The sequence below is a fragment of the Labrenzia sp. CP4 genome (assembly GCF_001579905.1).
GTDB classification, from domain to species: Bacteria; Pseudomonadota; Alphaproteobacteria; order Rhizobiales; family Stappiaceae; genus Roseibium; species Roseibium algicola.
Genome location: NZ_CP011927.1, coordinates 1,049,211 through 1,071,483, shown reverse-complemented (window position 1 = coordinate 1,071,483; position 22,273 = coordinate 1,049,211). Strand labels below are relative to the sequence as shown.

Annotated in this window: 20 protein-coding genes and 1 tRNA gene; 6 read left to right on the top strand and 15 right to left on the bottom strand. The window is 58.5% G+C overall.

The genetic code is table 11. The features are described from left to right. Positions 1 to 45 precede the first annotated feature (45 nt). Positions 46 to 2,349 (bottom strand): mechanosensitive ion channel domain-containing protein, encoded by a 2,304-nt coding sequence (locus tag ACP90_RS05050; protein WP_062487090.1) that lies wholly within the window; start codon positions 2,347 to 2,349, stop codon positions 46 to 48. Positions 2,350 to 2,647: 298 nt separating this feature from the next. On the opposite strand from ACP90_RS05050, the gene ACP90_RS05045 reads away from it, so the two are divergent. Further along, complete coding sequence (locus ACP90_RS05045; protein ID WP_023003401.1) at positions 2,648 to 3,763, top strand: DUF2336 domain-containing protein; 1,116 nt, start codon at positions 2,648 to 2,650, stop codon at positions 3,761 to 3,763. 86 nt (positions 3,764 to 3,849) lie between these two features. Here the strand turns inward: ACP90_RS05045 and ACP90_RS05040 are convergent, their stop codons facing one another. From ACP90_RS05040 to fliI, 3 genes are all read right to left on the bottom strand, one after another. After that, positions 3,850 to 4,284, bottom strand: a complete 435-nt coding sequence (locus ACP90_RS05040; protein WP_055661214.1) for a paraquat-inducible protein A — start codon at positions 4,282 to 4,284, stop codon at positions 3,850 to 3,852. 208 nt (positions 4,285 to 4,492) lie between these two features. Then, positions 4,493 to 4,900: a flagellar export protein FliJ gene (gene fliJ / locus ACP90_RS05035; RefSeq protein ID WP_023003403.1), complete on the bottom strand. Its 408-nt coding sequence runs from the start codon at positions 4,898 to 4,900 to the stop codon at positions 4,493 to 4,495. 28 nt (positions 4,901 to 4,928) lie between these two features. Further along, a complete protein-coding gene (gene fliI, locus ACP90_RS05030; protein ID WP_031270495.1) occupies positions 4,929 to 6,254 on the bottom strand; it encodes a flagellar protein export ATPase FliI in 1,326 nt (441 codons plus the stop codon). 372 nt (positions 6,255 to 6,626) lie between these two features. Here fliI and ctrA point away from each other — a divergent pair, with 372 nt between their 5' ends. Beyond that, positions 6,627 to 7,319, top strand: coding sequence for a response regulator transcription factor CtrA (ctrA, locus tag ACP90_RS05025; RefSeq protein WP_031270498.1), 693 nt, complete (start codon positions 6,627 to 6,629; stop codon positions 7,317 to 7,319). Positions 7,320 to 7,402: 83 nt separating this feature from the next. On the opposite strand, the gene ACP90_RS05020 is transcribed toward ctrA, so the two are convergent. The 9 genes from ACP90_RS05020 to ACP90_RS04980 all read right to left on the bottom strand — a co-directional run bounded on the left by ACP90_RS05020 (position 7,403) and on the right by ACP90_RS04980 (position 17,395). Next, on the bottom strand, positions 7,403 to 8,752 hold the full coding sequence (locus ACP90_RS05020) for a lamin tail domain-containing protein (protein ID WP_062491368.1): 1,350 nt from the start codon (positions 8,750 to 8,752) through the stop codon (positions 7,403 to 7,405). A gap of 141 nt (positions 8,753 to 8,893) precedes the next feature. Further along, positions 8,894 to 9,865 carry an MBL fold metallo-hydrolase gene (locus ACP90_RS05015; protein WP_062487088.1) on the bottom strand — a complete coding sequence of 324 codons (972 nt, stop codon included), beginning with the start codon at positions 9,863 to 9,865 and terminating at the stop codon, positions 8,894 to 8,896. Positions 9,866 to 10,175: 310 nt separating this feature from the next. Further along, positions 10,176 to 11,066, bottom strand: a complete 891-nt coding sequence (locus ACP90_RS05010; protein WP_023003408.1) for a protein-glutamate O-methyltransferase CheR — start codon at positions 11,064 to 11,066, stop codon at positions 10,176 to 10,178. Further along, on the bottom strand, positions 11,063 to 12,286 hold the full coding sequence (locus ACP90_RS05005) for a chemotaxis response regulator protein-glutamate methylesterase (RefSeq protein WP_023003409.1): 1,224 nt from the start codon (positions 12,284 to 12,286) through the stop codon (positions 11,063 to 11,065). The genes ACP90_RS05010 and ACP90_RS05005 overlap by 4 nt, the downstream gene beginning before the upstream one ends. A 20-nt stretch (positions 12,287 to 12,306) precedes the next feature. Next, positions 12,307 to 12,672 carry a response regulator gene (locus tag ACP90_RS05000; protein WP_031270504.1) on the bottom strand — a complete coding sequence of 122 codons (366 nt, stop codon included), beginning with the start codon at positions 12,670 to 12,672 and terminating at the stop codon, positions 12,307 to 12,309. 36 nt (positions 12,673 to 12,708) lie between these two features. Beyond that, the gene (locus tag ACP90_RS04995) at positions 12,709 to 13,200 is read right to left on the bottom strand and encodes a chemotaxis protein CheW (protein WP_023003411.1); all 492 of its coding nucleotides are present in this window, start codon (positions 13,198 to 13,200) and stop codon (positions 12,709 to 12,711) included. Next, positions 13,197 to 15,995 carry a chemotaxis protein CheW gene (locus tag ACP90_RS04990; RefSeq protein ID WP_055661212.1) on the bottom strand — a complete coding sequence of 933 codons (2,799 nt, stop codon included), beginning with the start codon at positions 15,993 to 15,995 and terminating at the stop codon, positions 13,197 to 13,199. Before ACP90_RS04990 ends, ACP90_RS04995 begins: the two co-directional genes overlap by 4 nt. A gap of 134 nt (positions 15,996 to 16,129) precedes the next feature. Further along, the gene (chpT, locus tag ACP90_RS04985) at positions 16,130 to 16,774 is read right to left on the bottom strand and encodes a histidine phosphotransferase ChpT (protein ID WP_023003413.1); all 645 of its coding nucleotides are present in this window, start codon (positions 16,772 to 16,774) and stop codon (positions 16,130 to 16,132) included. 183 nt (positions 16,775 to 16,957) lie between these two features. Then, complete coding sequence (locus ACP90_RS04980) at positions 16,958 to 17,395, bottom strand: YHS domain-containing (seleno)protein (protein ID WP_023003414.1); 438 nt, start codon at positions 17,393 to 17,395, stop codon at positions 16,958 to 16,960. A gap of 171 nt (positions 17,396 to 17,566) precedes the next feature. Here ACP90_RS04980 and ACP90_RS04975 point away from each other — a divergent pair, with 171 nt between their 5' ends. The 3 genes from ACP90_RS04975 to ACP90_RS04965 all read left to right on the top strand — a co-directional run bounded on the left by ACP90_RS04975 (position 17,567) and on the right by ACP90_RS04965 (position 20,553). Next, the gene (locus tag ACP90_RS04975) at positions 17,567 to 18,172 is read left to right on the top strand and encodes a DUF1134 domain-containing protein (RefSeq protein ID WP_023003415.1); all 606 of its coding nucleotides are present in this window, start codon (positions 17,567 to 17,569) and stop codon (positions 18,170 to 18,172) included. 139 nt (positions 18,173 to 18,311) lie between these two features. Further along, positions 18,312 to 19,622 carry a hypothetical protein gene (locus ACP90_RS04970; protein ID WP_208993456.1) on the top strand — a complete coding sequence of 437 codons (1,311 nt, stop codon included), beginning with the start codon at positions 18,312 to 18,314 and terminating at the stop codon, positions 19,620 to 19,622. Between the two features lie 148 nt (positions 19,623 to 19,770). Next, positions 19,771 to 20,553: a DeoR/GlpR family DNA-binding transcription regulator gene (locus ACP90_RS04965; RefSeq protein WP_031270508.1), complete on the top strand. Its 783-nt coding sequence runs from the start codon at positions 19,771 to 19,773 to the stop codon at positions 20,551 to 20,553. A 91-nt stretch (positions 20,554 to 20,644) separates the two neighbouring features. Here ACP90_RS04965 and ACP90_RS04960 read toward each other — a convergent pair. Together ACP90_RS04960 and ACP90_RS04955 are read right to left on the bottom strand one after the other, a co-directional pair. Continuing rightward, a tRNA-Glu gene (locus ACP90_RS04960) sits at positions 20,645 to 20,720 on the bottom strand. A gap of 135 nt (positions 20,721 to 20,855) precedes the next feature. Continuing rightward, positions 20,856 to 21,212: a hypothetical protein gene (locus tag ACP90_RS04955; RefSeq protein ID WP_023003421.1), complete on the bottom strand. Its 357-nt coding sequence runs from the start codon at positions 21,210 to 21,212 to the stop codon at positions 20,856 to 20,858. On the opposite strand from ACP90_RS04955, the gene ACP90_RS04950 reads away from it, so the two are divergent. Further along, positions 21,211 to 22,236 carry an RluA family pseudouridine synthase gene (locus tag ACP90_RS04950; RefSeq protein ID WP_062487084.1) on the top strand — a complete coding sequence of 342 codons (1,026 nt, stop codon included), beginning with the start codon at positions 21,211 to 21,213 and terminating at the stop codon, positions 22,234 to 22,236. The genes ACP90_RS04955 and ACP90_RS04950 overlap by 2 nt on opposite strands. Positions 22,237 to 22,273: the final 37 nt, after the last annotated feature.

Here is a 22,273-nt window from a genome sequence, read left to right as displayed (position 1 = left end):
CCGGGGTTAAATAGACCACTCAGAAACTACAAGGTATTGATCTGTCTAGCTTTCTCCGTCCTCTGCCGGAGCATCGTCCTCCAACTGGGTCGAAGAAACGTCAACCTTCTTGCGCTGTTTCGGTTTGTTCCCGTCTTCCACGAAGGGAGGCGTAGCGGCGTGATAGGTCACTTGCGGGAACGGGATTTCGATATTCCGTTCGTCAAAGACCTGTTTGACGAATTCGTTATACGCACGCCCGACGCCCCACTGATCCCCCGGGACGGTCTTGATGCGGCCGCGGATATCAATGGAGCTGGCACCGAAGTTGGTAACGCCGTGCATTTCGAAATCACCGATGATCTTGGGTCCGAAATCCGTTTCCTTCAGTCTGCGGAAGGCTTCCAGCATGGCGTCCTTGGCGTGGGTGATATTCGTGTCGTAGGCAACACCGATCAGCGCGACATGATAGGAGAAGCCGCGCATGAAGTTGGACACCATGTCGACCGACGAGAACGGAATGATGTGGGTTGTTCCGTCGATGTCGCGCATGCGCACCGACCGGACGGTGATCCCCTCGACCGTTCCCGTTATACCGGCAACAGTGACGACGTCGCCCTCGTTGATGGCATTCTCGACCTGGATGAAGGCTCCGGTGATGATGTCCTTGACCAAGGTCTGTGCACCGAAGGAAATCGCCAGACCGACGACACCGGCACCGGCGATCAGCGGACCGATATCGACGCCGACTTCCGACAGCGACAAGAGCAGTGCCATCACCACGATGACGACCGTCGATGCATTGCGGAACAACTGGAACAGCGTGCGTTCGCGCGCTGTTACGATGTATCCGGAACGTGACTGCAGCCTGAGGTCCACCCACGACATGACGGCAAGCCAGATCATGAAAGCCACGAGCAGGACCAGGAAGGCAGAACCGTAGCTGCTCAGAAGTTGCACCCCGGCTTCGCTGACCAGCCATTCGGCAACCGTCAACAGACCCCAGATCTCCAGAAGCAGCAACACCGTTACCAGGAAGACGGCGAACCGGATGAACTTCAGAAGGCGCGGCACAAAGGCGTTCAGCCGGCTTTGAAGCGCCGGAAGGGTCCGGTTCAGGTCGTCCGGCAGGCGTATCCCGCCCTTGATGGCCTTGGTCACGACCAGCGAAATGGCCATGCCCGCCATGATGGTGAGGATCGACAGTCCCGTTGCCCGCAGAATAATGGTCGTCGCGTCAAACGGCCGGGTCACCCAGATGATGAAAACCGCCGCGATATAGCCGTAGGCAGCCAGGTGCCAGAGCTGACCGACGAGCACGAGCGCCCGCTTGGCAAGAGCGCTCTGCAGATGCTCGGCGTAATCCCGCGCCCCCTCGTTTACCCGGTGTCTGTTCTGGTGCACCAGAACCAGAAGATAGATCATCCCGAGAAGCACGACGAGGAACCGCAAGGCGTTGCCGAGCACGAAGGATACCGCAACATTGGCGATCGGCACGGCCAGGAACAGGCCAAAGACCATCCAGTACATGAACAACCGCAAACGGCCGTACCAGTACAGCGAACTTTCATCGGTGAACGGCAGCAACCGCAGTTCCGGCCGCCCCGGCGCGAATATGAAGCGCAGCGAGACGTTGGCCATGCCAAGGATGAAAAACGCGTTCAGCGCGAGACTTTCCTGAAGCGTTACGCCTGCATTTATTCCACCGAAGCTTGCCAGGGCCGCCGCGTTGCCGACGGCCCAACCGACGCCTACCGTCACTGCATCGACGACCGATGTCAGCACAAGGATGAAGCTGCGCGTCAGCCCACCGCCGTAACGCGCATAAAGCGACATGCGCGGATAGAGTGCCTTCGCGATCAGCTGGCTGGCAAAAAAGCCGAGATAAGCCGCAAGAAGCACGATGCCAACCTGGATCGCGATATCCTCGACCCTGTCCCATTTCACCGGGATATCGCCGCGCGCGACCAGAACCAGGCCGTTCAACGAGCGCATTGCCTGCTCCAGCAGATACCCCGCGTCATCCACCAGAACCCGTGTGTATTCACCGATCCGCAGGGCGAAGTTTTCCTGTTGCAGGGGTTGGGAGATACCCTGAACCGGAATTGCAGCTTCATTCCCGGGAACCTGCCTGTCACCTTCAGCAGGCTGGCTGTCCCCTGTGCTTTTCTGCAAGAGATCGATCAACGCCGCTCGGCTTTCAGGGTCATTCAGAACCTTTATCAGGGCCTGGCTCGCCTGTTCGACATCGGCCGGTGGCGCCTGCTCTTGCGCCGGGGCCTGCCCCCCGCTTTCCTGAGCCAGAACCGGAGCCAACCCGGCAAGCATCATTGTCATCAGGGCAAAGAGGCAGCAGCGCAAAATCTTCATTTCAAACTCTTGTCAATTCCAGGAAGACCGGCGGGGGTCCGGCCATGGCAGGGACAATATGGAGGAACGCTCGCGGATGAAAAGGGTTCAGACTGCTGTCTTCGGACATTTTTTAGGTACTATTATAAAACGCAAGTTCCCCGTGCAGTAACGACCGCATCAAAACCAGCAGAAACAAGGATTCACTGGAAATCGCAAAAAGATTTCACCTTTACGCAAGGTAATATGCCAGCCTCCATTTATCGGGTAACGTAATAATAACAATATGGGCGCCAATCTGGCCCGACGAGGAGGAAGGATGCCCAGGTCCTTGATCAAGCTTGCACAGGAAGGCACAGACGAGGCGCGACGACGGCTGTTCGCGCAGGTGAGCGAACTTGTGATTGCGAACCTCGATGAGCGGACCGACCGGGAACTGGCAATCTTCTCCGAAGTAATCATAAAACTGTACAGTGTCGGCTCGCCCAGGGACCGCGCCAGGCTGGCGCACAAGCTCGCTTCGCAAGTCAACACGCCGCCGGAGCTTGCCCGCAAGATCGCCGAAGACGACGTCAACGTGGCCATGCCCCTGCTTGCACAAAGCCCCGCGCTGACCCAGGAAGACCTGATCGACTTTGTCGAACGGCTGAGCAACAGCCACCTGCAGGTGATTGCCCGCCGCACCGACCTCTCGCCTGAGGTCTCAGATGCCATTGCCGAAAAAGGCGACCGCCCGGTGCACCGCATTCTGGCCGGCAACCGTGAGATCAAACTGTCCCGCGAAACCATGCTGAGTTTCGTCAAATACGCCACGGAAGACGTGGTCCTGCGCGAGGACCTGTGCCTGCGCTCCGATCTTTCCCCGGCAGTGTGCCGAGCCTTGCTGCCGCTTGTGGACGATGAAACCAAGAAGCGCCTGCGCAGTATCATCGAAGGCTCCCTGTCGCAGGATCAACTGGACCAGATCGCAAGACTGAAGGTGCTGCGCCGGGAGTTCGGCGATGCCCTCAACAATCCGGACATGACCCTCCTGTGGCGGGAAGCGGAGCGTGCGGAAATCACCGTCAACGAGCTTATGATTCTGTTGCTGCAGGATGGCCGCTTCAATCACGCGATCGAACTGCTCAGCGCGCGCGGACGAACGGCCCAGAAGGCACTCAAGGATGCGGTCTTCAACGGCAAGAAGGATCTGGTTCTCAGAACCGCGGAGAAAGCCGGCCTCGACACGCCGACCTTCGCCCTTTTCGCCAAGGTTCGCTGCGACCATTTGAAGATCCCGGCAACGCAGGGCTCCGAATGGACGGCCACCTACAAGAAGTTTCTCGACAGCACGGCACAGACCAAACAATCCCGATGCGGTGATTTCCAGGCGAACCGGCGGGAAAAGAAACCAAGACCCACGGGTGATCGTCCCGGACGTGTCGCGGCAATGTAGCGACAACGCCAGCGTTGCTTCGCGCCAACCGACTCATCGAAGAGCAACCTTGTCAGCGCTTTTTCTAGCCCGTGTTTTTCGAGAGTTCAGCTTTTGGAACAAAGCGTCGCGGCGATTGCCGTCGACAGGGTCGCGGCCGCGTAGAACCAGAGGCCCGGCAAAATGGCGGCTGCCGCCAGTCCACTTGTCTTGGCGGCAAAAAGCACCAGCGCCACCAGCATGACATCCAGCATCGACCACTTGCTGACCATCGACAGGAGCGCAAGCGAACGCGTCTTGGCACCACTAAGCACGGCCACATGGATCAGAAGGATCTTCAGCGCGGGAAACCCGATCGAAAACAGCGCCACGATCGCGGCAAGAACCGCATCACCCTCGTGATAGAGGCTGGTCACCATTTCGATCAGCGTCGGTCGGTCTTCCAGAAAATAGAGGCGCTCGAACCGCATGAGCGGCTGCGTCAGTCCGAGGGCAAAAGAGAAAGTGGAAACGGGAAGCAGCAAAGCCAGAAAAAATCGCATTGAAACTGCCGTACCCTGGCTATCGCGTAAACTTGTAGCAGCACCTGCGCCCGACAACACCGGGAGGAGCACCAATTCCTATATCACCCGGATCGAAAAGCACAAAACCTGACCGCCGCGAGCAACGATCAGGAATATAAGAACGTATATCAAGCCCTGCCAGCCCCCATTCGGAGACCGGCTGTTTCTAGGGAAGTTCAGTAAGCCGTTATCGGCCTCGAGCCCGCGCAGCAACTTCGTCGAGCTGATCCTGCTCCGCCAGTTCCTGGGCCGTGCGCTCGCGCTGCTGGTCGCGTTCTTCCAGCTGCTCGAACTTCTTCAGCTCCTCGATCGCCTCGCTGAGCTCGTCCTGGGCACGTTGCAGCTGGTCGTCCAGTTCGTGCGCGGAATTGCGCAGGTTGTCGCGACGGTCCGCTGCGGCCTTGGCAAACGTCGGATAGGCAAAATGCGTGACATCCGTAATACCGACCCGCTCCTGCTCCGACCGGATCTGGTCATCAAGTTCATCGGCCATACGGTTGAACTCGGCGATCATGCTCTCGATCTGAGCAAGCTGTCGTCGTTTCTCGTCAACCTGAAACCGCTTCAAACGGATCAAACTGTCTCGGGTTTTCATTACTCAATACTCCCCTAACACGGGCAGTCTACCCCTGAGTCATTTCCAAAAGGTTGGCAAGTTGCTCATACCCGTCAGAAAGTGATGTCGCTTCGTCTTTTCCCTGATTCAGGAATTCGTCGATCATGTCGAACCTGTAGATGGCTTCGTCCACGGTCGGGTCGGACCCCTTCCGGTATGCGCCCAGCCGGATCAATTCTTCCATGTCCGTATAGGTCGACAGAAGCTGTCGGGCCCTGCGCAGAACCGGGAGTTGCTCCGGCGGCACGCAGCGCGGCATGGTACGCGACACGGATTTCAGCACATTGATTGCCGGATAACGGCCACGCTCGGCAATGCCGCGTTCCATCACCACGTGGCCATCGAGAATACCGCGCACCGCGTCGGCCACAGGCTCGTTGTGATTGTCACCTTCCACAAGAACAGTGAAAAGGCCGGTGATCGATCCGCTGTTCTCCTTGCCGGGACCGGCCCGCTCCAGAAGTCGCGGCAATTCGGTAAAGACCGTCGGCGTATAGCCCTTTGAGGTCGGCGGCTCACCGATCGACAAGCCGATTTCACGCTGTGCCATGGCGAATCGCGTTACCGAGTCCATCATGCACAGCACGTTCTTGCCTTCATCGCGGAAATGTTCGGCAACAGTCATGGTCAGATAGGCGGCCTGCCGCCGCATCAGAACGCTTTCATCTGAGGTCGCGACCACGACCACGGAGCGCTCCAGTCCCGAATCGCCCAGATCGTCCTCGATGAACTCCTGAACCTCTCGACCGCGTTCGCCGATTAGGCCGATGACCGCGACATCACACTTTGTATTGCGCGCCAGCATGGACATCAGCACGGACTTGCCGACGCCGGAGCCGGCAAAAATGCCCATTCGCTGCCCCTCGCAACAGGTTACGAATGTATTAAGTGCCCGAACGCCGAGATCCAGGGGCGGTCCAACTCGTTTACGTTCGGAGGCCGGCGGAGGCGAACTTCGCAATTTGCGAGGCACTCCGCCATGAACAAGACTTCCTTTACCATCAATCGGTTCACCAAGTGCGTTAATCACTCGGCCAAGCCAGGCATTTGCCGGATGAACCACGCTGTCACGCGATTGAATCACGGCTTTGCAACCCATTCGCACGCCTTCGAGCCCGGAAAAAGGCATGCAAAGTGCGTGTCCTTCACGAAAACCCACAACCTCTGCGGGCACTTTCGGGTTATCCTCACCGTTGTCGATCAACAATCTCGAGCCGACACTCATTTCGTGAATAGGGCCCGCAATCTCGACGAGAAGTCCCTGAACCGCAGTCACCCGGCCATAAATTTCGGTCGGCATGAGCGAATCAATCTCGGCGAAAAGCGCCTTCACGTAAGATTCCTTCCCTCGTTAACGGTTTTGGTAACCGATCGTTTACGACTCTGGTTAATCTTAACCTTTGGAAGGCTGACAAGCGAGAGCCATTTCGAAGTCAAAACGGCTTTGTTGAAAGGAATCTGAACGGAATCGGTTAGCGCCGGTTCTTAAAGTTCAACATTAAGATTTGTGAATCCGAATTTTTTCTGGGGATTCAATAAGTTGAGTGTTGTTCACAGTTTCCTCTCTCCAGAGCTTGCCGTTGCGAATCATATTTTGTTAACCATTAACCGATAGCTTTGAGTCGGGGTTAACATCAGTCCTTCGTAGCAGGCACCGACAGAGCCGTTGCGACTTGCCCAGGAAAGGCAGAACAAGGGGATTGGCATGCGTGTATTGTTGATTGAGGATGACAGCGCCACGGCGCAGAGCATCGAGCTGATGCTGAAGTCCGAGAACTTCAACGTCTACACGACAGATCTTGGCGAGGAAGGTATCGACCTCGGCAAACTGTACGATTACGACATCATTATGTTGGATTTGAACCTGCCGGACATGTCCGGTTACGAGGTTCTCCGGACACTACGCGTTTCCAAGGTCAAGACACCGATCCTGATCCTTTCCGGTAACGCGGGTATCGAAGACAAGGTTCGCGGTCTCGGCTTCGGCGCCGACGATTACATGACCAAGCCGTTCCACAAGGACGAGCTGGTTGCGCGTATCCACGCAATCGTCCGCCGCTCGAAGGGGCACGCACAGTCGGTCATCGTCACTGGCGACCTGAAGGTCAACCTGGACACCAAAACCGTCGAAGTCGGCGGCCAGCGCGTCCATCTGACCGGCAAGGAATACCAGATGCTGGAGCTTCTCTCCCTGCGCAAGGGAACGACGCTCACCAAGGAGATGTTCCTGAACCATCTCTATGGCGGCATGGACGAGCCGGAACTGAAGATCATCGACGTGTTTATCTGTAAGCTTCGCAAGAAGCTGGCAGCTGCAACCTCCGGCAAGAACTACATCGAAACGGTGTGGGGCCGAGGTTACGTTCTGCGCGAGCCGGACGTCGAAGCAGCCGCCTGATCCAGCATCAGACGTTGACGTTTTAAAAGCCCCGGCACTGCCGGGGCTTTTTGTTGTTGATGGTTGGATGTGCCAAAGCTGATCTAGCCAACTGCACGCTCGGCAAAGGTCAGCACAGCCCCCTCTGCCGCCTGCCCGTAATTGACTGACGCCAGCATCTCGCCGGAACTGTCATGCAGGGTAATCAACCCCTTCCGGTTCGACATCTGCATGTGATGGACCGTTGCCCGCGTCACCGACACCTTCAAAACGGCACCTGCAATTAGAACGACCGCCTCTACCGGCTGCGGCCGGCCCATCTTGTCCCGCAGTTCGTAGCCCGTAAGGTCGATGTCCGCTGCACCGGCATTCCAGATCTCCACCCATTCCGTGCCCTGGTCATCCCCCGGCGGGTTCGGCAAAGCCGAAAGAATGCGAAGCGGACCGTCATTCTGCATTTCAACGGTCCTTGGACGCACGACCACATTGCCGGAATCGTCCGTGCGGGTGCTGCCGTCACCAAGGAACACAGGGTAGAATGAGCGGATGTGCTGTCCCAGCGAGCCATCAGCCGTGGTCTCGTGATACATCACCAGATCGAACTTGCCCTCACCGAGCTGAACACGCTTCTTCTGGTTGGTGAGCAAGCCGTGCAGGCCTTCGTAATAGGCAAGCGTGCCGAGCGCGAATTCGCACGCAGGACTGCTGCCGACAAAAAATCCACCCTTGCTCTTGAAGAGCTCAGCGACAAGATTGCCGGTCATGTCCTGGTGGTTCCAGACCATCTGCAGCGTCACGACATGGGGGTTCTCCGGTCCCGGACCTCCGAGATCGTATTTGTAACCAAGGTAGTCGACCCGGTTGTTGAGTTCATCGAGCGCGAATTTCACCCAGGAGTGATAACCGGAGATTTCACCCTTCTCCGAGGCGGAATTCGCCCCTTTCTTGTATTTGCCCTCGCCGACAAAAACATGCTCGAAGCCGGTGCAGAAGTGGGTCGACTTGCCCCGGAAGAAGTTAGTGTAGACCTCGAACCACATCCGGAACAGATCCTGCCGGAAGGTTTCAGCGGTCATGTCCCTGACGAGCTCGGCAGAAATATGCTCGAAAGCGATCTGCATCGGCCGGCTTGCAATCACCAGATCGAGAAACCCTTCGATCTCGTCTCGCTCGGCAGGCGAAATGGTTTCCGGGTCGCGAAAGTGGACCGCATAGTTGTCCAGAAGCCGGATGAAGGACTGGTACAGATCGCTCGCCGCCATCTTGTCGAAATCGACCCGGGCAAAGAGCGGGTTCGCGGCCAGGTCGATCTGGCGGGACCCTTTGGCCTTCACCTGCTCGTCCAGCAGAATGTCAGCTGTCATGTCCGTCCAGTCGCCATCCACGTTGCGTGTGCTGACGCTGAACCGGTCGGCATCTTCGTTCCAAATGGCCTGATAGATATGGTCTGACATGCGCACCTCAACCTGAAGTAACGAGAAGAAGGCTTTCACACGTTTATGACATTTTCACTACCAGACGAAAACTCGTAACTGTCCGACGAAAACAAAAAAGCCGGCGTTGCCGCCGGCCTTTCCGCACTTGCGATGGCAGGATCAGAGCTGCAACTGGTATGACGCTGGGACATAGCGGAAACCGCTGTCGTTGGTCTCCACGTAGCCGACCGCCGGGAACGGCATGTGATAGCCCACGAACGGGATCTTGTCGGCGGCCAGCATGCCGAACACCGTCTTGCGGGTGGCCGCGGCGCCTTCCTTGTCCATGTCGAAACGCACTTCCCATTCGGGATGCGCCAGCGACCAGACGTAGTGATTGGCGGTATCCGCCGTTATGGCAAGCTGCTTGCCGTCGCTTTCAAGCATGTAGATCATGTGACCGGGGGTATGACCTGCAGCAGCCATCGCGGTGACACCCGTCGTCACGCTGCCGCCGTCATCGAGGAAAGTCATTTTCTCCGCCAACGGTTTGACGTGGCTCGCCATCAGCTTGGTCACCCCATTGGCTTCGGCATCCATTGCCGCCCAGAAGTCATATTCCTTCTGCCCGGTCACATAGCGGGCATTGGCAAAGGTCGGCGCGCCGCCTTCCATCAGACCGCTGACGTGATCGGGATGCATGTGCGTCAGCACCACCACGTCAACCTGCTCCGGCGTGTATCCCGCATTTTCCAGCGCAGCACGCATCTTGCCGCGGCCTGGCCGGGCACCTTCGCCATTGCCGGTGTCGAACAGGATCAATTCGCTGCCCGTGTTCACCAGCGTTGGCGTGAAACTGATCTGGAAACTGTCCTTGGGCAGGAAGTTATCGGCATTGGTCGCAGAAAATGTATCCGCGTCCACATTCATGGCGAAGGTCTTCTGCGGCTCGGTCAGCGAGACTGCTCCGTCGTGCAGGGTTGTCACCTCGAACCCGCCTACGGAATAGCGGGCAACGGGTGCCGGCACAGAGGCCTGCTTTTCTGCAGCCGCGTGGACAACGGTGGTTCCGGCAAGACTTGCCCCGGCAAGCGCACCACCTGCTCCCAGAAGCGCCGCGCGACGTGTGAGTTCAACTTTTATCTCGGTCATATTCCCACTCCCTGCAATTCCGATTCATTAAAACAGTCCCGCAGTCGAACACCCCGAGTGCCCGGCAGGACGCAAAGCTTACGTTCGTGAAAATGGAATGGATGCAGATGCAGACAAGTGCTGTTCGCCGCCAGCCGGATAAACTTCACGAGAGCGAACGAACAAAATGAATTTCAAAACCTTGCTCACGCGCAACAGACCGCTTTTTTGACGGGATTCCTTCACGGTGCAGCGAATGAAAAAGGCGGCCAGAGGCCGCCTTTGAACTTGATCAGAAATATCCAAACCGTGCTGAAGGAGGGACGCAGGTCTAACGCTGCAGACCCAAGCCTGCTCCAGCTCCCACGGCCAGGCGCGGCGTTGCTGCCGTGCCGGTCGCGGCCTGTGCAGCCTGTTTCTTCTGGAAGAGGCCTCGCTTACCGGGCACCGGCTTGAAGGCATCCGTCAGACCGACCACGGTTTCTGCGGCACCGAGAACGAGATACCCGTCATCCGGCAGGGATTTCGCCAACCGGCCGAGGATTTCCGTCTTGGTTGCCTGATCGAAGTAGATCAGCACGTTGCGGCAGAAAATGATGTCGAACTCGCCCAGATGGGTGAAGCTTTCCAGCAGGTTCAGCTTCTTCCATTCGATCATGGCGCGCATGCCGGCATTGATCTGCCACATGTCACCCTTCTGCTCGAAGTATTTCAGCAGCATCTGGATCGGCAGACCGCGCTGAACCTCAAACTGGCTGTAGAGGCCGGTCTTGGCCTTTTCCAGCACTTCATTGGAGAGGTCCGTACCCAGGATCCGGGTTCGCCAGCCAGCCATCTTGGCCGCATCTTCCTTCAGGCAGATGCCCAGGGAATAAGGCTCCTGCCCGGTCGAGGCAGCCGCACACCAGATCTTGATCTGCTTGCGTGTCGCGCGGCTTTCCAGCAGCGCCGGCAGCATCGTGTCCTTGAAGTGCTCGAACGGTGTCTTGTCGCGGAAGAAGAACGACTCGTTGGTCGTCATCGCCTCGACGACGTCCGTTTCCAGAGCTCTGTTGGTGCCGCGCTGAAGCTGCTGGATCACCGCACTGAGCGTTTCCAGCTTGGAGCTGCGTGCAATCGGCAGAAGACGGCTTTCGACCAGGTATTGCTTGTCGTTGGACAGAACCAGGCCGGAGCGGGTCTTCAGGAAGTTTTTCAGAAACTCGAACTCGCTCGGGGTCATCTCGTGTTCCCCTTCAGAACGCGCGAGATCTTCGGGCCGATCTCCTTCAAGGGTAGAATTTCGCTGCAGACGCCCGTTTGTGCAGCTGCGCCCGGCATGCCCCAGACCACGCTTGTGGCTTCGTCCTGCGTGATCACGCTGCCGCCGCCTGCTGCAATCGTCTTGACGCCTTCAGCGCCGTCATGACCCATACCGGTCAGGATGACACCCAGGCTTGCCGAACCGAATACCTTCGCAACGCTGTCGAACAGGGGATCGACGGCAGGCTTGCAGAAATTCACGGGAGGACCGTCGGTCAGCCGGATCTTGGCGACACCGCCGTCCTTTTCCACGATCATGTGCTTGCCGCCAGGCGCGACATAGATATTGCCGGGCTTCAGCACTTCGCCATCTTCACCTTCCTTGGACGGACGCAGGGCAGCCTTGCCCATGTGCTCGGCCAGAATGGCAGTGAAGGTTGGCGGCATATGCTGGGTGATGACCACCGGCACATCGTTCATGGCCGTACCGACTTCGCGCATGACTTCCTGCAGTGCCTGCGGACCGCCCGTAGAGGAACCGATCGCAAGGATGCGCGGACGCGCGGAAGAGTACGGACGTGTCTGGTACTTCACTGCACCGGCAGCAGCTCCCGCCGGTTGAGCAGCTCCGCGAAAGGTCGCCCGTGTATCCGTTGCCGGACGCGCAGAAATCGGTCTGACCGGCTGCGCGGTGCGGCCTGCGCTGGTTTCTGCACGCATGGTGCGCGCAGGACCGCGCATGCGCAATGCACGTGCCCCAAGAGCCTTGACCTTCTCGATCAGCTCACGGCGAAAATCGATGGACGTCGTGACCTCGGAAGTCGATTCCGGCTTCGGCACATAGTCGGCCGCGCCCAGAGACAGGGCCTTCAAGCTGATTTCCGCGTTGCGGCGGGTCAGCGTCGAAGCCATGATCACGACGAGATCGCGCTTCTTCGCCAGCATGAGCGGCAAGGCCGTCATGCCGTCCATTTCCGGCATCTCGATGTCGAGAACGACGACGTCGGGATTGCTTTTTTCGATATCTTCTACAGCAAGCTTGCCGTTGCGATGCGAGCTGACGACTTTCAGACTTTTGTCTTCACCGAGCCAGCGTGTCAGGAGTCCGCGGATGACGACAGCGTCATCTACGACCATGACTTTGATGGGGTCGCTGCCCGGACTCGTGCCCGCAGTTATGCTTCTTTGCGCAAACGCCATTTAGACTGCCCAACTCGAAACTAGATAAGACCGACTTCCTGAAACTTGGCTTCCACGATTTCGCGGTCAAACGGTTTCATGATGTACTCGTTTGCACCGGCGCGGATGGCGCGGGCGATGTGAGCAACATCGTTTTCGGTCGTGCAGAATACGACGATCGGGTTTTCTCCGCCTTCTTCCGCACGCAGGCTGGTCAGGAACTCAAGTCCGTCCATGACGGGCATGTTCCAGTCCAGCAGGATCGCGTCCGGCATGGTCTTGCGGCATTCGTCAAGCGCCTTCTGGCCGTCTTCCGCTTCCGTAATCTCGAAATTCATATCCTCGAGAATGCGGCGAGCCACCTTCCGGATGACGCTTGAGTCATCTACTACGAGGCACTGTTTCATCAGGCGTAACTCCACTCAATGGCCATTGCGGCCCAGTTATGCTGCAGCCATGGGTTCGGTGAACATCGCACCAAGCAGACGGTCGACATCCAGAATGACCATCAGGCGGCCGTCCAGACGATGGACGCCTCCGGAGATCTCGGCCCAACGGCGATCCAGGTTCGACGGGTTGGGCTCTGCAGATGCGGACGGCAGCGTCAGCACCTCACCAACCGTGTCGATGACAAGGCCGTAGCTTTCCTGCTTGTACTCGATACCCACGGCCATCATCTGTCCTTCCTTCAGCGGAGGCAAGTGAAGGCGGCGGCGCATGTTGATTGCAGTAACGATGCGTCCACGCAGGTTCAGGACACCCTGAACCTCGGGTGCGGACATCGGCACGCGAGTTACGCTTTCCGGCACGAACACGTCGTGAACCTGGGAAATGGGCAGGCCGAACAGCTGGCCGCCGATGACCACGGTCACATACTGGATCATGTCACTTGCGGCTTTTTGCTCCGCGGTCAGTTTGTGTTCCAGCACACTCATGCTGCAGCTCCCATTTCACCGGAGAAGACGTCTTTCAGGGCGGCGATCAGGCCCGGACGGTCGAATTTGGCGACATAGTCGTCAAAGCCCGCCTGGCGGCCGCGTTCGATCGAGGCCGGCGTCACCATGGACGACAGGGCCAGGATCGGAATGTTGCGGAACCGGGGATCGCGGCGCAGCGATTCACAGAACTCGAAGCCGTTGATTTCCGGCATTTCGATGTCACTGACGATCGCATGGAACTTGTCGCCGTTTTCCAGAAGTTCGAACGCCTGATGCGGACCGGTACAGGTGGTCACATCGTAGCCGGCAGCCTTCAGAACCGGTGTCAGCATGTTGCGGAAGAAGGACGAGTCATCCACGAAGAGAACCTTCTTCGTCAGCGCCTCGATGTCCATTTCCTTGCGCATGAACCAGTCTTCAAAGGCCTGCGGCAGATAGTAGCCGAGGTCAATGATCTCGGTCGCACGTTCCTTCACCACGGCAGAGCCGAGGATGCCCGGACGTTCCGAACCGACTTCGATGTTCATGCGGTCCTCGACGATGTCGACGATCTCGTCGACCACGAGGCCCATGGAGCGTCCCGCATCGGAGAACACCAGCATCGGCTGCGTGCCTTCCGACTTGTGGCTGTCGCCTTCGTTCAGATAGACGAGCGGCATGAGCGCACCGCGGTACTGGACCAGATCGCGGCCGTTCGACCGTTCGATCTTGGAGACCTCGAACTCCTCCAGGCGCGTGACCAGCGACAGCGGCACGGCCTTGGGTTCCGGCGCACCGGCACGGAACAGCAGAAGCGAGATCGAGCTCTGGCCGGAAATCGCGCGGCTCTGCAGGTCTTCCCGTTCGTCTTCCTGGTTCTCTGTGACCGCGCTGGATGCATGGCTTGCCATGGCACCGGCGATGCCGTTCGGATCGATGATCATGATCACGGAACCGTCGCCCAGGATGGTGTTGCCGGAGAACATGCCGAGGTTGCGCAGCATCGTCGACATCGGCTTGACCACGATTTCCTCCGTATGGAAGACACCGTCGACAACCACGCCGAATGTCTGGCTACCGACCTGCATGACAACGATGAAGCCGTTGTCCGCATCAATCGCCTCGTCCGCGTTTTCGCCCTCATAGATACCGAGGAGCTGGGACAGGTGCACCAGCGGCAGCAGCTTGTTGCGCAAGCGCAGGACCGGGGTGTCCTTGATCCGCTCTATACGGTGTTCCGAATTGGTCTGTACGCGGACCAGTTCGACAACGGAAAGCTGCGGGATGGCGAACCGGTCGCCGCCGGCTTCGACGATCAGCGTCGAAACAATGGCAAGCGTCAGCGGGATCTTGATGATGAAGCTCGAGCCCTTGCCCTGGGTAGAGCGCAGGTCGACAGTACCGCCGATCAGTTCGATGTTGTTGCGGACGACATCCATGCCGACGCCGCGGCCGGACACGCTCGTAACCTTTGCGGCCGTGGAGAACCCGGCTGCGAAGATGAACTTGTGGATCTGGGCGTCCGTCATCTTGTCGACTTCGGCTTCCGACGCCAGGCCGCGTTCCACGACCTTCGCCTTCACCTTGTCGACGTCGATGCCCTTACCGTCATCGCGAACTTCGATGATGATGTGGCCGCCTTCATGATAGGCCGCCAGGGTAATGGTACCCTTTTCAGGCTTGCCTGCGGAGCGGCGCTCATCCGGACGCTCAAGACCATGGTCGGCCGAGTTGCGGACCATGTGCGTGAGCGGGTCCTTGATCATCTCGAGAACCTGGCGGTCCAGTTCGGTATCCGCACCGATCATTTCCAGTTCGATCGGCTTTTCAAGTTCCTGGCTGAGATCGCGAACGATGCGCGGCAGTTTCTGCCAGGCATTGCCGATCGGCTGCATGCGCGTCGCCATGACGCCTTCCTGCAGTTCGGCAGTTACATTCGACAGACGCTGCAGCGGCACCTTGAATTCGCTGTCTTCATGGCGGCGTACGATTTCCAGAAGCTGGTTCCGGGTCAGCACCAGTTCGGACACCATGGTCATCAGGTGCTCGAGCGTGTCGACCGCAACTCGAATGCTCTGGTTGGAAACACCGCCACCGGAGGATTTCTTCTCGCCGCCTTCGCCGCCAGCCTTTTTCGCCGGGGCTTTCGCAGCCGCCTTGGCTTCTGCCTTGACCGCAACGGGAGCAGGCTCTGGCTCATCGGCTTCGTCGACGATCTCTTCGAGTTCCGGAACTTCCGGCTCGGCGACTTCGACTTCAACTTCGGTTTCGCGGAACGCGCGCTCCAGTTCGTCCAGCGACACTTCGCCAGGACGGAGCGGACGTTCAAGAGCTTGCTCGGCGGCAGCTTCTTCGGCAGGCGCTTCAGGCTCTGCCGCAACGGCTTCAGCCACAGGCGCTTCCGTGACGGCTGCGCCACCCTTCATGGCAGCATCAGCTTTCGCGGACATCTCTTCCAGCTGGCCGATCAGCTCACTGTCGTCGCCTTGCGGCTCTTCGCCTTCGGCAGCTTCCAGTTCACCCAGAATGTCCTTGATCTGGTCGATCGAGGTCAGAATGAGGGAAACGGCCTCTTGCGTGACAGGAGCGCCATCGCGGAACTTGCCCATGAGGGTTTCAGCCGCATGCGCGATACCTTCAAGACGGGGAAGACCCAGGAAGCCACAGGTGCCCTTGATCGTGTGCACCAGGCGGAAAATATTATCTAGGATAGTCGCGTTGTTCGGTTCCTGCTCGAATTTTACGAGCTCAACGTCAACAACATCGAGACTTTCGTTTGTCTCGGTAATGAATTCCCTGAGGAGGTCGTCCATGGCCTGCTCTCACCCGACTTGTTACTGGTTCCGCATCCCAAAAGGGACGTCTGGACCGAGAAGTCCATGAGAGCTAGGTTGACGGCAAACAGTTAAGATACGCTGAAGCGGATGGAGACTTTTGAAGGCCTTGTTTATTCTGCCAAGAGGGCCGTTATTTTTACCAACTCTTCTTGTTTATCTATCGTTAATACCATGCCGCATTCACGGGCGAGCAGCAACGTGTAGATCGGCTGAACCGAGTGCGCATCGACCCGTTCAGGCTCTTCTCCGCTCAGAGTTTCCTTCATTCCGAGCGGAATGCGCGGATTGAGACCGCTGGCCTGAAGCGTGAAGGACGGAGATTGTGGGTCGCCTTCCATTTCAACCTTGATTTCTCCACCGCGCGGAACGCACTGGTTCGCGATGAGGATCAAGTTGAGAAGTAGTTTTACGTAGTTCTTCGGCATCAGGTGCCGGGTCAATTGCCAATTTAGATCGGATTTTTCGTTTTCCATGAACCCGGTGGCAACGACCTGAGCGTCCCCCAGGTCGATCTCCGCGCCTGCCGAGCCTGCAGCACCGAAGGCAAGACGGGCGAACTGCAGTTTTGCAGATGCCTGGCGCGCGCTCTTGCGGATGAGGTCCATGGCGAATTCACGCATGTCCTCCGACCCCTCCTCGTCAAGCACTTCCAACCCGTTGGTTATCGCCCCGACGGGAGAAATGATGTCGTGGCAGACGCGGCTGGCCACCAGGGCGGCAAGATCAAGAGAGGAAAGCTCTTTTAGTGCAGACATGGCGTTTTGAGGCTCTTCTTGAGGAGGCGGCGGAAACTGATTCGATATAGTGGCTGCAAGAGTTACACATCCGCACAGCGGCTGCCAAGGCAGCGGCGGGCAGCAAACCATGTCATCCAGATGAAAGTTTGCCCCGAAATCCGCCTTTTCCGGCGTCCGGGAGCAGTTTAACCGGGTAACCACCTACCGCATCGGCACGCAGCCGACCCGTTCGGCATTGTCTTGGGCCGCCGTCATCAGCTGGCTGCCGTTGACGACGAACAGGAACCGGTTGACCACCGAATGGAAAAAGACCAGTCGTCCGTCGACAATGGCATAGATGAACGGATTGCCAGCCGTGCCAAAGCCCTCGGACAGCGCATACCCGCCGCAGGCGGCAAAAAGCGGTGCATAGGCTTCAGGATCCCGCTTGAAGGCGGCAAGATTGCCTTCATTGACGAAGATCCATTCCGTACCACCCCATTTGTGCACATGGTTCCGCTTTCCCTTGCGCGGGTAACCATCGACGAAATAGCTCACCGGGTCATGTCCGCCGAGCGCGTATCCCGTGATCGGATCGGGAACGAAAACCTGGGGACGCGCGAAGACTTTCCCCGCAAAAAGACAGGAGAGCAGGATCAATACAGCACAAAGACATAACCTTGTCTTTTTTTGAGGCCAGCTTTCCATTGATTCGGCTTATGTAAGGTGCACCATCTCATGCGAATCAGCATGATATTGCATCAGTTTAACATTGCGGTCTGACCGAGCGGCAACAATCGGCGCGGCCAACAGATTTTGGGAGAATATCGAATGGCACAAAGTTCCCGGCGAGTTGTATCCCTGATATCGGCTGCGTTCCTGGCCTTGTGTGCATTTGCGTTTTCCAACCCGGCGTACTCCCAGAATTCCGGCAACGAGCCCATTCCGTCTGGACAAACCTACGACCAGGACGAAATCCTGCAGGCAGGCCACCAGTTCTTCGGCTCTGTTTCGGGTGGGCTTGCATCAGTCGTCGAGAAAGCCTTCTCCAGCTACGGCGAACCGAACGGTTACGTGCTCGGGGAAGAAGGCTCCGGAGCGCTTATCGCCGGCGCGCGCTATGGCGAAGGCAACCTCTACACACGCAACGCCGGCACTCACAAGCTGTTCTGGCAAGGCCCGTCCGTGGGCTGGGACTTTGGCGCGGATGGTGCCCGGGTGATGATGCTGGTCTATAACCTGCCCACCGTGAACTCCCTCTACACCCGCTTTGCCGGTGTCAACGGATCGGCCTACCTGGTCGGCGGGGTCGGCATGACCGTGCTCTTGAACAACGAAATCGTGCTGGTGCCTGTGCGCGCCGGTGTCGGCGCCCGTCTTGGGCTGAACATGGGATACCTGAAGTTCACCGACAAGCCGACATGGAACCCGTTCTGATCGGACCAGGAAGGCGGCTGTCGCAACCTGGCGACGAAGACGGGTTGCATTCGTTCCACGCAGGACACTTGGCGGCAGGCCTACTGTCGTCTAATGATGGAGTTGTGGGCGTTTTTTAGAGCGTAACCGGGAGCCGGACTTGATTGAAGCAGCGATGTATGTGGCGCTGGGGTTTTGCACCGCCGGCCTGATCGGACTGGCAATCCTGCCCGCATTTTATCGCCGGGCCGCCCGACTGACCGAAGAAGCCCTGCGCGCCGTCAATCCGACCAGTTACGCAGAGGTCCGCGCTGCACAGGACCAGGAACGTGCGCGCCATGCGGTAGAATTGCGCCGTGTCGAGAAGCGTCTCGACAACGAGCGTGAGAAGGCTGCGAAGTTTCAGCTCGAAACCACGCGGATGCGGGCGGAAGTTGAAGCGCTGACGAAATCTCACAAGGAAACGATTTCCGACCTGGAAGCCAAGGTCGCCGCCCAGGCGAGTGATCAGCACGCTGTCGACATGCTGTCGTCCGAAGTGACCTCCCTGAAAAAGAAGCTGTCGGAAGCCGAACGGGCTCTTGCGGAAAGCTGGACCAAGGCCCCCGAAGACACGCCTTCCGAGGCGAAGCCGGAAGAACCCGCAGAAGACGACAGCGGCTGGCTGCCGGCGTCCGGCACCATGGCACTTGCGACAATCACCGGACTTGAAGCGGAAGTTGCCACTTTGAAGGCCAAGCTGGCCCGGTATGAGCCGACAGTTGCAGGCCAGATGGACGCTGCGCGCAGCGAAACCGCCAAGACAAGGCTCGCCGAACTGGAAGCGCAATTGGTCGACACGGAATCCAACTATGTGTCCGCACAGGCTGAAGTCACCCGTCTGTCGCTGATGCTGGACGCAGCCAGGCTTCCTGAAAACGAGCGCCAGAAACATCTTGATGCCGAGCTGGAAAAGCTTTCCGGCGAAGCCGCCCGCTACCAGGCCGACGCTGCTGAAAAAGACCGTGCGCTTCAGCGGATCACCGCCCAGATGGCAAAGCTGCAGAAGGACCTATCCTCGGTTCCTGCTCTCGTGGATCTGCGCCGCGATTTCCGCGCCCTTGCCGAAAAGCTGACCGGTCAGGCGTCTCCAGCCGTCAATGCTTCTGCCGCAGGCGCTCCCGCAAAGCCGGCACCGCCTTTCGTCCCGGTTTCTCTTCAGACCAAGGACAGCCCGCCGGAAGATCGCAACCGGCCTGAGGCATCCTCCAAGGAAAATCTGCAGGCAGACGCGGACCAGGGCACGACACAAGCTCAATCAAGATCCGGCGATATCGCCAACGCGGCTGAAGCGCTGGTGAGCAGGATCGTTGCCTCCAGCCGGAACAAGCCAAAGTCGGAGGCGGAAACAACGCCGGCAAGCACCGGCGCCGCGCAAGACAGCGACCGGAAAACGAAAGCCACGAAACAAAAAAAGAAAGATGTGGCTTGATCTGAGCAGGTCGCTCCGGTCATCTAGTCCGATGGACATTCGTCCGAATATTGAACGAACCTGACGCGCTGTTGCTCCTCGCCCGCATTTCCGTTTGCAGATGCAGGAACGCAGCCAGCCCGTCATGCACAGGTTGAGTCTGCCGTACATGTTGATCGAACGCCACAACGCCATTCTCGAACTCGCACGGCAGATGGGCCGCGTCAGCGTCGACGATCTCGCCCGGCGGTTTGATGTCAGCCCGCAGACGATCCGCAAGGACCTCAACGAGCTTTGCGACCGGCGCCTGCTGGCGCGCACTCATGGCGGGGCCCTGCTGTCGTCCGGCATCGAAAATGTCGGCTACGAGGCCCGCAGGATCATTTCCAGCAGGGAAAAGGCAGACATCGGCGAGAAGGTTGCCTCGCTCATTCCCGACAACGCGTCCATCTTCATCAACATCGGCACCACCACGGAAGCGGTCGCACAGGCGCTGCTCCAGCATCGCGGCCTGATGGTGATCACCAACAACATCAACGTCGCCAGCCTGATGCGCGGCTATTCCCAGATCGAGGTGGTGATTGCCGGTGGCGTGTTGCGCCATTCCGACGGCGGCATTGTCGGCGAGGCCGCGGTGGACTTCATGCGCCAGTTCAAGGTCGATTTCGCCGTCATCGGCGCTTCCGCGATCGATCCCGACGGCTCCCTGCTCGATTACGACTACCGGGAAGTGAAAGTCACCAAGACCATCATGGACAACGCCAGGCACGTCATTCTGGCCGCCGACAGCACCAAGTTCGAGCGCACTGCACCGGTCCGTGTCGGACACCTGCGACAGGTCACTACTTTCGTGACGGATTATTGCCCCTCGCCAGACTTCGCGCAGATCGCGCAAGACGCGGAAGTCGAGCTGATCGAGACCGGCCAGCAGGAAGACAGCACTGCCAGCTGATCGAACACAGCACTCCGTGTAACCGGTGCACAAACGGGTGGAGAACCCTGTGCGCAGGATGTGGATATGCTGTTTGTGCCTTGGGGAAAAATGGCACGCCCAACGGGACTCGAACCCGTGTTTCCGCCGTGAAAGGGCGGCGTCCTAGACCGCTAGACGATGGGCGCGCGGGGCTTGAGAAGCTCAGTGCCTCAAGCCGAGGACCGTGCGTATACGGCTGCATGACAAAAGACGCAAGCCCTAATTTTCATTTTTCTGTCACATGCCTGTTCATAACCGCGCGCCGTATGCGCGACGCTACGTCAGCGCGCGACAAAATCCGTGCGACCCAGTTGCTTGCCCGTGACAGGATCGAAGCGCAGTAGCGCCGTCTTGCTGCCTTCGCGCACCAGAACCAGCAAGAGACCGTTCGAAAGGTCGGCCTGCAAAATTTCCGCGTCAGCGCCAACTGCCACTGTTGCAGCATATTGATCGGCTGAAACATCGGACTTATTGGAGTTGATCTTGTAGAGAATTGCTGCAAAGACAGCGATAAAGCCGGCGATCATGACGAGGGACGAGCCGAGCAACAGACGCTTCAGCTTGGCCTGGATGCGTTCGGCCGCAGGATCAAGCGGCTTTTCACCCGGCCCCTCATCCCGATAATCAGGTTGTGACATGACAGACAATTCCCTCGAGTATCCGGCCGGTCTGGACCAGGATTTCAGTTTAACAGTTGATGCAGCCGATGCCGGGAAACGGCTGGATGCGGTGCTGGCGGCTCATCTGGAAGCCCTTAGCCGCAACAGGATCCAGTCCCTGATCAAGTCCGGGGACGTCACCGTCGGCGGCGCGAAAATAGTGGAGCCGAAATACCGGGTCAATGAAGGCGATGCCCTGACCCTCACTTTGCCGCAGGCAGAAGACCCGGAGCCCAAGGGCGAGGACATCCCCGTCTCGGTCGTCTTTGAGGACGAACACCTTATCGTGGTAGACAAACCGGCGGGGCTTGTCGTCCATCCTGGTGCCGGCAACTGGACCGGCACCCTCGTCAATGCACTCATCCATCATTGCGGTGACAGCCTTTCCGGCATCGGCGGCGTGAAGCGCCCCGGCATCGTTCACAGGATCGACAAGGACACCTCCGGACTGCTTGTCGTCGCCAAGACCGACCAGGCTCACAAGGGCCTTGCAGCCCAGTTTGCCGACCACGGCCGCACCGGACCGCTGGAACGCGCCTATTCGGCTCTGGTCTGGGGGGCACCCTCCGGCCTGAAAGGCACGATCAATGCCAATCTGGCCCGTTCACAGGCAAACCGTCAGAAGATTGCCGTCGTCAAGACGTCCGGCCGCCACGCCATCACACACTGGCAGGTGAAGGAGCGCTTCGGCAACGCCGAACAGCCTGCGCTCGCCTCGCTGCTGGAATGCCGCCTTGAAACCGGACGCACCCACCAGATCCGCGTGCACATGGCCCACATTGGCCATCCGCTGATCGGAGACGATGATTACGGGTCGGGTTTCAAGACCAAGGCAAACAGGCTCGATGAGCCGCTCAAAAGCCTCGTGAACGGTTTTCACAGGCAAGCCCTGCATGCCGGCCTGCTGGCTTTCGAACACCCGGAAAATGGTAAAACCTTGCGCTTTGAGAGCCCTTACCCGGATGATTTCGCAAATCTTTTGTCCGGATTACAAAAATTTTAGGATGCGTTTTCGTTTTCTGACCATGCAATCGGCCAAT

What these genes read in the sequence shown, in the direction of transcription:
- ACP90_RS05010 (WP_023003408.1), bottom strand. Translation starts at nt 11,066, where the DNA reads ATGACCCCGAGCGAGTTCGAGTTTCTGAAAAACTTCCTGAAGACCCGC.
- ACP90_RS04965 (WP_031270508.1), top strand. Translation starts at nt 19,771, where the DNA reads ATGTTGATCGAACGCCACAACGCCATTCTCGAACTCGCACGGCAGATG.
- ACP90_RS05050 (WP_062487090.1), bottom strand. Translation starts at nt 2,349, where the DNA reads ATGAAGATTTTGCGCTGCTGCCTCTTTGCCCTGATGACAATGATGCTT.
- ACP90_RS05020 (WP_062491368.1), bottom strand. Translation starts at nt 8,752, where the DNA reads ATGTCAGACCATATCTATCAGGCCATTTGGAACGAAGATGCCGACCGG.
- ctrA (WP_031270498.1), top strand. Translation starts at nt 6,627, where the DNA reads ATGCGTGTATTGTTGATTGAGGATGACAGCGCCACGGCGCAGAGCATC.
- ACP90_RS05045 (WP_023003401.1), top strand. Translation starts at nt 2,648, where the DNA reads ATGCCCAGGTCCTTGATCAAGCTTGCACAGGAAGGCACAGACGAGGCG.
- ACP90_RS05005 (WP_023003409.1), bottom strand. Translation starts at nt 12,286, where the DNA reads ATGGCGTTTGCGCAAAGAAGCATAACTGCGGGCACGAGTCCGGGCAGC.
- ACP90_RS05040 (WP_055661214.1), bottom strand. Translation starts at nt 4,284, where the DNA reads ATGCGATTTTTTCTGGCTTTGCTGCTTCCCGTTTCCACTTTCTCTTTT.
- ACP90_RS05015 (WP_062487088.1), bottom strand. Translation starts at nt 9,865, where the DNA reads ATGACCGAGATAAAAGTTGAACTCACACGTCGCGCGGCGCTTCTGGGA.
- ACP90_RS04955 (WP_023003421.1), bottom strand. Translation starts at nt 21,212, where the DNA reads ATGTCACAACCTGATTATCGGGATGAGGGGCCGGGTGAAAAGCCGCTT.
- chpT (WP_023003413.1), bottom strand. Translation starts at nt 16,774, where the DNA reads ATGTCTGCACTAAAAGAGCTTTCCTCTCTTGATCTTGCCGCCCTGGTG.
- ACP90_RS05000 (WP_031270504.1), bottom strand. Translation starts at nt 12,672, where the DNA reads ATGAAACAGTGCCTCGTAGTAGATGACTCAAGCGTCATCCGGAAGGTG.
- ACP90_RS04950 (WP_062487084.1), top strand. Translation starts at nt 21,211, where the DNA reads ATGACAGACAATTCCCTCGAGTATCCGGCCGGTCTGGACCAGGATTTC.
- ACP90_RS04975 (WP_023003415.1), top strand. Translation starts at nt 17,567, where the DNA reads ATGGCACAAAGTTCCCGGCGAGTTGTATCCCTGATATCGGCTGCGTTC.
- ACP90_RS04990 (WP_055661212.1), bottom strand. Translation starts at nt 15,995, where the DNA reads ATGGACGACCTCCTCAGGGAATTCATTACCGAGACAAACGAAAGTCTC.
- fliJ (WP_023003403.1), bottom strand. Translation starts at nt 4,900, where the DNA reads ATGAAAACCCGAGACAGTTTGATCCGTTTGAAGCGGTTTCAGGTTGAC.
- ACP90_RS04995 (WP_023003411.1), bottom strand. Translation starts at nt 13,200, where the DNA reads ATGAGTGTGCTGGAACACAAACTGACCGCGGAGCAAAAAGCCGCAAGT.